The organism is Bradyrhizobium sp., from assembly GCF_049581145.1.
GTDB lineage: Bacteria > Pseudomonadota > Alphaproteobacteria > Rhizobiales > Xanthobacteraceae > Bradyrhizobium.
Genome location: NZ_JBAURI010000851.1, coordinates 1 through 6,937 on the forward strand (window position 1 = coordinate 1; position 6,937 = coordinate 6,937).

The window sequence follows — 6,937 nt, forward strand, 5'->3', positions numbered from 1 at the left end:
GCCTGGGCGATGCAGGGCCGGCATTTCGGCTGGATCGCGCTCGGCGCGGTGGTGGCGCTTGCGGTCGCGGGCTATTGATCGACGCGATGCCGCCGTCATGCGCAGCTCGAGCTCGGCGACGAGCGCAACGGCCTCGGCGACAATTGCGGCATCCGGACCTGTCTTGCCTGCGCGTCGCTTCCGGTCGGGCGCGACAGCCGGGTGAGCCGATCGCAAAGCGGCTGTGCCGGCCGGTCGCCACTGCTGCGGACTTTCTCCAGGCGGCAGAGCAGGGAACTACCGGCGTTCCTCCGCCAGGCCCGCCAGCATCATCGCCGCCTTGAGCTGCTCGACGCTCGCCTTTGCGTTGCCCGTGGCTTGCGAGGTCAAATGCGCCGGATTCAGCGGCAGGCGCGTCACCTGGGCCGGTCCGCGCAACGGCTCGAAGGCCAACGCTTCGCCCGCGTCGAAACGCACCCGGTTCATCTGCCCGATGGCGCTGCGCATCTCGCGCAATCCGGCATTGAGCGGCATGACAAGCGGCCGCGGCTCCGACCATACTCCGAGCGCGAGCGCTGCATCCGGCAGCCCGGCACCGGTCAGCCAGGGATGGCCGACCCTGTGTGCGGTATCCTTGAGAATTTGGAACAGCCGCTCGACTCGTTGAACATCACGCCTCGCGAAGCTGCCCTTGAAATCGCCGTGCTCGGCCAGGATCAAGGCTGCGAGCGCTGCCACGTGGGCGGCCGCCAGCGAGGTGCCGTCGTAAACCGCGTAGCCGTCCGCCGCTTGACAGGCGATCACCGCAACGCCGGGCGCGCACAGGTCGAGTTCCGGCCCGCGCGATGAGAACAGCGGCACGAAAAGCCCGCCGCCAAGCGCCGTCGCCGACGCGGCCAATGCGGCCTCCGGGCTGTCCTCCGGATGGCTTCCGGCTTGTCCGACGGCGCCAACCGCCATGACATGCGGGGAGCAGGCGGGAAACAGCACCGCGCCTGCGGAATTGCCCGCGGCGGCGATCAGGCTCACGCCCAGTTGCTTCGCCACGGCGATACGCTGCTCGACCAGCGCCGAACCGCGTTCGCAACCGAAGCCGAGGCAGGCCACGTCGACGCCGTTGAGCAGGCAATAATCGAGCGCCGCGATCAGGTCGCTGCAGCGCGCGTCCGCAGGAAGCTTGCAGACGTGCAACTCGCTGTCTGGCGCGTAGCCGCGGATGCTGTGAGCCGTCTCCTGCAAAGCGCCGATGAGCCCCGCGCACGGCGTGCCGTGGCCCATCGCGTCGCTCGACCAGGATCGTCCGCCGGGTCCTCTGATATCGACGCCGTGATCGATCCCGCTCAATTGCCTGTGGCTGGTTGCGGCGCCGCTGTCGATGAGAGCGATCTTGATCCCGGCTCCCCGACACTGGCTTGGCAGCCGATCGAATCGCATCGCGGCGCCGCCCCAATCCACGACATCAGGCAGGGACAAGGACTTCAGCGTGAAGCTGTTGACCGCGTTGGCCGCGAGATCCGGGCGCCGCTGCCACAGCCCCCAATGACCGGAGCGGGGCCTGATGAACATCTCGGTCACGGTTTCCGGCAACTCACCATGGAGCGACAACTCGACCCTGCCGTCGCTGCCCGTCAAGCCCACGGCCGCGGCCTGCTCGCCGAATAGCCTCACCTCGGCCTGCTCCACCGGCGTGCCGGAGTCGCCCACGATCCGGATCGTCGCTGTGAAGCCCGGCCCCAGCGCCGCCATAATGGCGGTTGCGGGAAACGACGGTGAGATTGCCGCGAGCGACGCGGCGCGGAGATGGCCGTCCGGCTCGACAACCAGTGTACCGGCTGCGGACCGGCGCAGGGCGGCTGCGCTCGCGTCGGACATGCGCACGACTGCGATCGGCGGTGCCGTGGTGTCGCGCTGCGGATAGCATTGCAGGACCTCGGTGTCGCTGAACCGGCTGAGCCGATCCGTCAGTTCCTGGCCGGTCACGCCCGGCGCCGCCGGCGCAACCATGTAATGCGTAGGGCGCGCGACTTTAGGCCGGTCGCCGCCCGGGCCGCTGCGTGCATCGCGCGCGGGCTTGCGCCGGTCGCTGCCTTGGGTACTGCCTTGGGTGGAGCGCGTTTCATCTTGGCTTGCTACCATGGCGTTGCCTCCCGTTTCAGTGGACTGACGATTGAGGCTGCTCGATCCCGGTGTGACGCAGCGGCGGAACGCGGGGATCGGCAGCCCGGATCGTTTCAATGCCGCGGTATGCAAGCCAGATCAGGTTGAAGGCCTCGGCATAATCGCGCGCGGCGAATCTGTGGGCGGCCTGCGTGACGACGGCGACGCTGCCTTCGAGGCCAGCATGCAAGCCGGCATTGGTTTCGAGATAGCCGGAAAGCGAGCGCAGGGATTCTGCGATCATGTCCCCGATCAGGTTTTCCGCCGCCTGGCGATCGAGCGCCGGGTTCGGAACGATGTTGCCCGGCGACGTTTGCGGCGACTGGTCCTCGGCTTGCAACTGGAAGCGCAGCAGCAGCGGCATCAGGTTGCCGAGCAGCCCGACGAGCTGTTGTACGTCTGACGGCCGCGGCTGCGATGCGGCAGACGGATTGAAATCCGACATGGCATTCTCCTTCGTGGCGATGCGTTGATGACGGCACCGCGACCGCCGCGCGTGGACGGCGGTCGCAGACTGCCGGTTTGACTGGCCGCGTCGCGGCGGTCAGTTCATCCGCTGCTGGTTGAAGCCTTGAAGGTTGGCGATGACCTGGGGGATCACGCCGATCAGCTGCCGGGTGATGTCAGCCACATCCTGTTGTGTCAGTTGCCGTTGTTGTTGCTGATGTTGCTGACCAAAGCCCGACTGACCGCCGAACGCCGACTGGAATTGCGGCGCGCCGAACTGCGCACCGAAATTCTGTGCGGGGAAGCCGGCTCCGAATTGACCGAGGCCGACACCTCCCTGGCCGGAACCTGCCTGGCCAAAACCTCCTTGGCCAAAACCGCCCTGCATCGCCGCGTATTGAGGTTGCTGCTGTCCCTGCAGCATTCCGACGATCTGGGGCACGATGGGCAGGATCTGTCTTACCACTTCATTGACGTCCTGCTGGCTGAGCTGTCGCTGTCCTTGGCCATAAGCGGCGTAGCCCATCGCCCCCTGCGGGGGCTGCGCCTGCGCCAGGATATGAGGCAGCGCCGGTGCCAACTGGCGCACCACCTCGCTCACATCCTGCGGCGAAAGCTGACGCTGCTGTGAACCACCCCATTGTTGTGGACCGTTCTGCTGTTGTGGGCCGTTCTGCGCGCCCCAGCCGTATCCCGAAGGGCCGCTTGAAGACTGACCACCACCATACTGGCCGTATTGCTGGCCATAGGCCGCTTGTCCGAGTCCGAGGCCGCCGGCGGTTTGCATCCCCGGCAGGTTCGGCGACCCCCCAAAGGGTTGCGCGGTTTGCGAACCGAATCCTCCCCATTGCTGTGGACCAAACTGCGAGTTGTGCGCGAGATTCTGTTGCAGGGTGTCGTAGTAGGTCATCGCTTGTTCTCCTTGCGATGGTTGGTGCCCTCAGCCCAAAACCTACAAAGCTATGAAAAACCCGGCCGCTTCAAATCCGTCTCGATGTAATATCGACAACGACAATGTTCCGTTACGCCGTCATGCTTCCGCTACCAACGTCATCCTTCCGCGATACGCACGATGCAGAGACTGCTCGGATGAGGCCGGCCGATGGGTCAGACCTCTTGCCTTTTCACCGACGAAACCACCTTCATCCTGTCGGATGTTTCGGGCCTTGCCTGATTGCTGATCCCTGGGCGTGCGATGTGAGGAATGAGTGGCGACAACGCACCGCTACCGCGATGGTTGCGCGGAGCCAAACGATATTTTCGTGACGATCTTTTATTTGTTCGTGATGACGTTTCTCGGACTCGAACTCAGACTGATTTGCGCGAACAGCATCGAATCCGTTCCTGCAACTCGACTTCAGTATCAGTAAGCAAGGCTGAGTAATCTGCCGACGCGCTCCGAAGTTGCCGGATGGCTGCGAAGCAGCCGCATCAAATCACCTTGGAGTGCAGAGACCGATGTCGCCGAAAAATCCGCATGGTGGCGTTCCAGCTTGGACAGCGCGGCGATCAACGCGTGAGAGTCTCCGGTCAGTTCGAGCGCTGTCGCATCCGCATCCAGCTCGCGAATGCGCGAGAGCGCCAGGTCGAGCAACTGGCCAAGAGCCGGAGCCGCACTCAGGAGCGCAGTCAGCAAGCTGCCGTTACTGGCCATGCCGCCGTGATGATGTCCTGCCCGAAGCAATGCGAGACCCGCCAGCGACGTCCAGCCGATCGCCCGACGCAATGCAGCAGCCCAGCTCATCGTCCAGCTGTCGTTGTTGCGGATGTGCGCCACTTCGTGGGCCAGGATGCCCGCGATCTCGTCGCGGGTCATGGCGCTCAGCAAGCCCTCGGTGAATACGATGGCGCTGCCTGCTGGACCGCCGAGCGCGTATGCGTTCATGTCGCCCGGCCGTGCCAGGCAATAGAGCTCCGGCCATCGGGCCAAACCGGCCCGGCGGCAGACGCCCGCGAGGATGCCGAACAATTGCGGCAGTTCGACAGGAGAGAGCGGGCGGGCGCCGAACCAGCGATACATGGTCTCGCGTGAAATGGCGGGGGTCCCAGGAAGGGGTGCGGTCCCGAGGACGGCCCGATGTAACCCCTCGGTCCCACCGACGATCCAGCCGCACGTTGCAAGCAGCAACAGCATCGCAACGATTGTCAACGTCGATGCTTGTTGATTTGCAGCCTGGTGTGCGAGCCGTCGCTGCCGCAACTGCCGATCGCCTGGACACAGTTCGATGCGGCAGCACAGGAAGACACCAACGTCGCCGGATGGCCAATGCAGCTCCATGACGATGGTGGCGCCGGATTGCGAAACGCGCAGCATTTCCATCCGTCGCGGACAGCGCACCAGTGCGAATGAAACATTCGACGCGAAGCCGGCGCCGAGCCCTCGTCCGCCGCTGCTGCCCCGCAAAGCCATGTGGCTCGTGCCAGCGTCAAACACCCCCGATCCCCCAATTTTCCGTCAGCCCCAGGCAGGCTAGGCTTCCACTGATCCAGTGTCATGCCAATTCCATGCCATGGACACAGGATTGTCGCTGCGTCTGGCAGCGAAATCCGTTTGACTACGGTGCAGGCGTCTGACCGTCGAAACCCGGGCTCGATGACCGGCCCATCGGGGAGCCTGCGTTGCCGGCAAAGCTGTCGCTTCGGCCGTGCGACGGGCGCGGGGCTCGCTACTGCAGCGGCGGATCGCCGCTGGTGCGCTTCTTGGCGAGATCCATCTCGGTGACGGCGATCAGGATCTCGGCGCGGGTCTTGAGGTCCGGCGCCTCCAGCAGCGCCTGCTTCTCGGCGGGACCATAGGGCGACATCATGGCGAGCGCGTTGACCAGCGCCTCGTTCGGCGCGCTCTCGACGCCTTCCCAGTCGACCTTGAGATTGTTGGCCTTGAGAAAATCCGTCAGCACTGCCAGCAGGCCCTCGCGGTTGACGGCTTCCTCGCCCTTGCGTGCGGTGAAATCGTCGAGGAAGGGGAAATAGTCCACCTTGCATTGCCGGTACGCGGTCAGCACGGTCATTTCCTCGACCACCTTGAAGCGGGCGACGCCGGTAAGCTCGAGGATGTAGCGGCCATCGCCGGATTCGGCGAGCTGGGTGATGCGGCCGACGCAGCCGACCCGGAACAGCACCGGGTGCTCCTCGCTGTGCGAGTGGGTCACATCGGGCTGGATCATGCCGATCAGCCGATGGCCGTCGCGAAAGCTGTCGTCGACCATCGCCAGATAGCGCTGCTCGAAGATGTTGAGCGGCATCTGGCCGCGCGGCAGCAACAGCGCGCCGGCCAGCGGAAACACCGGGATCACCTCGGGAAGATCGGCCGGCCCGCGATATTCAGCGTTGATCGGCATGCGCAGTCCCGAAAGTTGGCCCGCAAGGCAGGCGAGCTGGCTAGGAGAAAAGTATCGTCGACAATCGCTTGCGGCCGTCGATCGTCGCCTCGTCGGCGCCGCCCCAAGCCTCGAAAAGCTGTACCAGCTGCTTGCGGGCCGCGTCCTCGTTCCATTTGCGGTCGCGCTTGACGATCTCGAGCAGCTGCGCGGTGGCTTCACCGCGCTTGCCCGCTGCATTGAGCGCCGTCGCCAGGTCGAACCTGGCCTGATGATCGAGCGGGTTCGCGGCGACTTTCTGTTCGAGTTCGCCGACCGGGCCGACCGACTGAGCCTGTTCGGCGAGATCGATCGCCGCCTGCACGGCCTTGACGGCGGGGTCGTGGCGCTTGGACTCCGGCACCATGGCAAGCGTCTGCTTGGCCTGCTCGATCGCGTCGGTTGCGACATAGGATTTCGCGAGTCCGGCGAGTGCGGCGATATTGGCGGCATCGAGCGCCAGTACCTCGGCATAGATCTCCGCCGCCGCAGCCGGATCGCCTTCCGCGAACACGGTCTCGGCCTCTTTCAGGATGTCGGCGACGTTAGGCTCGCCCGCCGCCGGCATGCCCTTGGTGAGCTTGTCGATGAAGGCGTTGACCTGGCTTTCCGGAACCGCGCCCATGAAGCCGTCGGCGGGTTGGCCGCCGACAAAGGCGATCACCGCCGGGATCGACTGGATGCCCATCTGGCCCGGGATCGCCGGATGCTCGTCGATGTTCATCTTGACGAGCTTCACCTTGCCCTTGGCGGCGCGCACCGCCTTTTCCAGGATCGGCGTGAGCTGGCGGCATGGCCCGCACCACGGCGCCCAGAAGTCGATCAGGACCGGCTGTCGCCGCGATTCCTCGATGACATCCTTCACGAAGGTCTGGGTGGTGGTTTCCTTGATCAGATCGGGCGCCGCCTGCGGCGCTCCACTGCCCTGCTCTACTATCGTCACGGGGGTCCTCATCCGATGTCTGGAATGGCGCCTGCTCTAGCACGGCCAGAGA

Annotated in this window: 6 protein-coding genes; all 6 read right to left on the bottom strand. The window is 65.1% G+C overall.

Translation table 11 applies throughout. The features are described 5' to 3' along the window. Positions 1 to 276: 276 nt before the first annotated feature. Positions 277 to 2,115 carry a S8 family serine peptidase gene (locus WCB02_RS27885; protein ID WP_423962979.1) on the bottom strand — a complete coding sequence of 613 codons (1,839 nt, stop codon included), beginning with the start codon at positions 2,113 to 2,115 and terminating at the stop codon, positions 277 to 279. Between the two features lie 16 nt (positions 2,116 to 2,131). Then, the gene (locus tag WCB02_RS27890; RefSeq protein ID WP_423962980.1) at positions 2,132 to 2,581 is read right to left on the bottom strand and encodes a hypothetical protein; all 450 of its coding nucleotides are present in this window, start codon (positions 2,579 to 2,581) and stop codon (positions 2,132 to 2,134) included. Between the two features lie 99 nt (positions 2,582 to 2,680). Continuing rightward, the gene (locus WCB02_RS27895; protein ID WP_423962981.1) at positions 2,681 to 3,493 is read right to left on the bottom strand and encodes a hypothetical protein; all 813 of its coding nucleotides are present in this window, start codon (positions 3,491 to 3,493) and stop codon (positions 2,681 to 2,683) included. Between the two features lie 453 nt (positions 3,494 to 3,946). Further along, positions 3,947 to 5,017, bottom strand: coding sequence for a zinc metalloprotease HtpX (locus WCB02_RS27900; protein ID WP_423962982.1), 1,071 nt, complete (start codon positions 5,015 to 5,017; stop codon positions 3,947 to 3,949). Positions 5,018 to 5,249: 232 nt separating this feature from the next. After that, positions 5,250 to 5,924 carry an LON peptidase substrate-binding domain-containing protein gene (locus tag WCB02_RS27905; protein WP_423962983.1) on the bottom strand — a complete coding sequence of 225 codons (675 nt, stop codon included), beginning with the start codon at positions 5,922 to 5,924 and terminating at the stop codon, positions 5,250 to 5,252. A 40-nt stretch (positions 5,925 to 5,964) separates the two neighbouring features. Beyond that, the gene (trxA, locus tag WCB02_RS27910; protein WP_423962984.1) at positions 5,965 to 6,885 is read right to left on the bottom strand and encodes a thioredoxin; all 921 of its coding nucleotides are present in this window, start codon (positions 6,883 to 6,885) and stop codon (positions 5,965 to 5,967) included. Positions 6,886 to 6,937 lie beyond the last annotated feature (52 nt).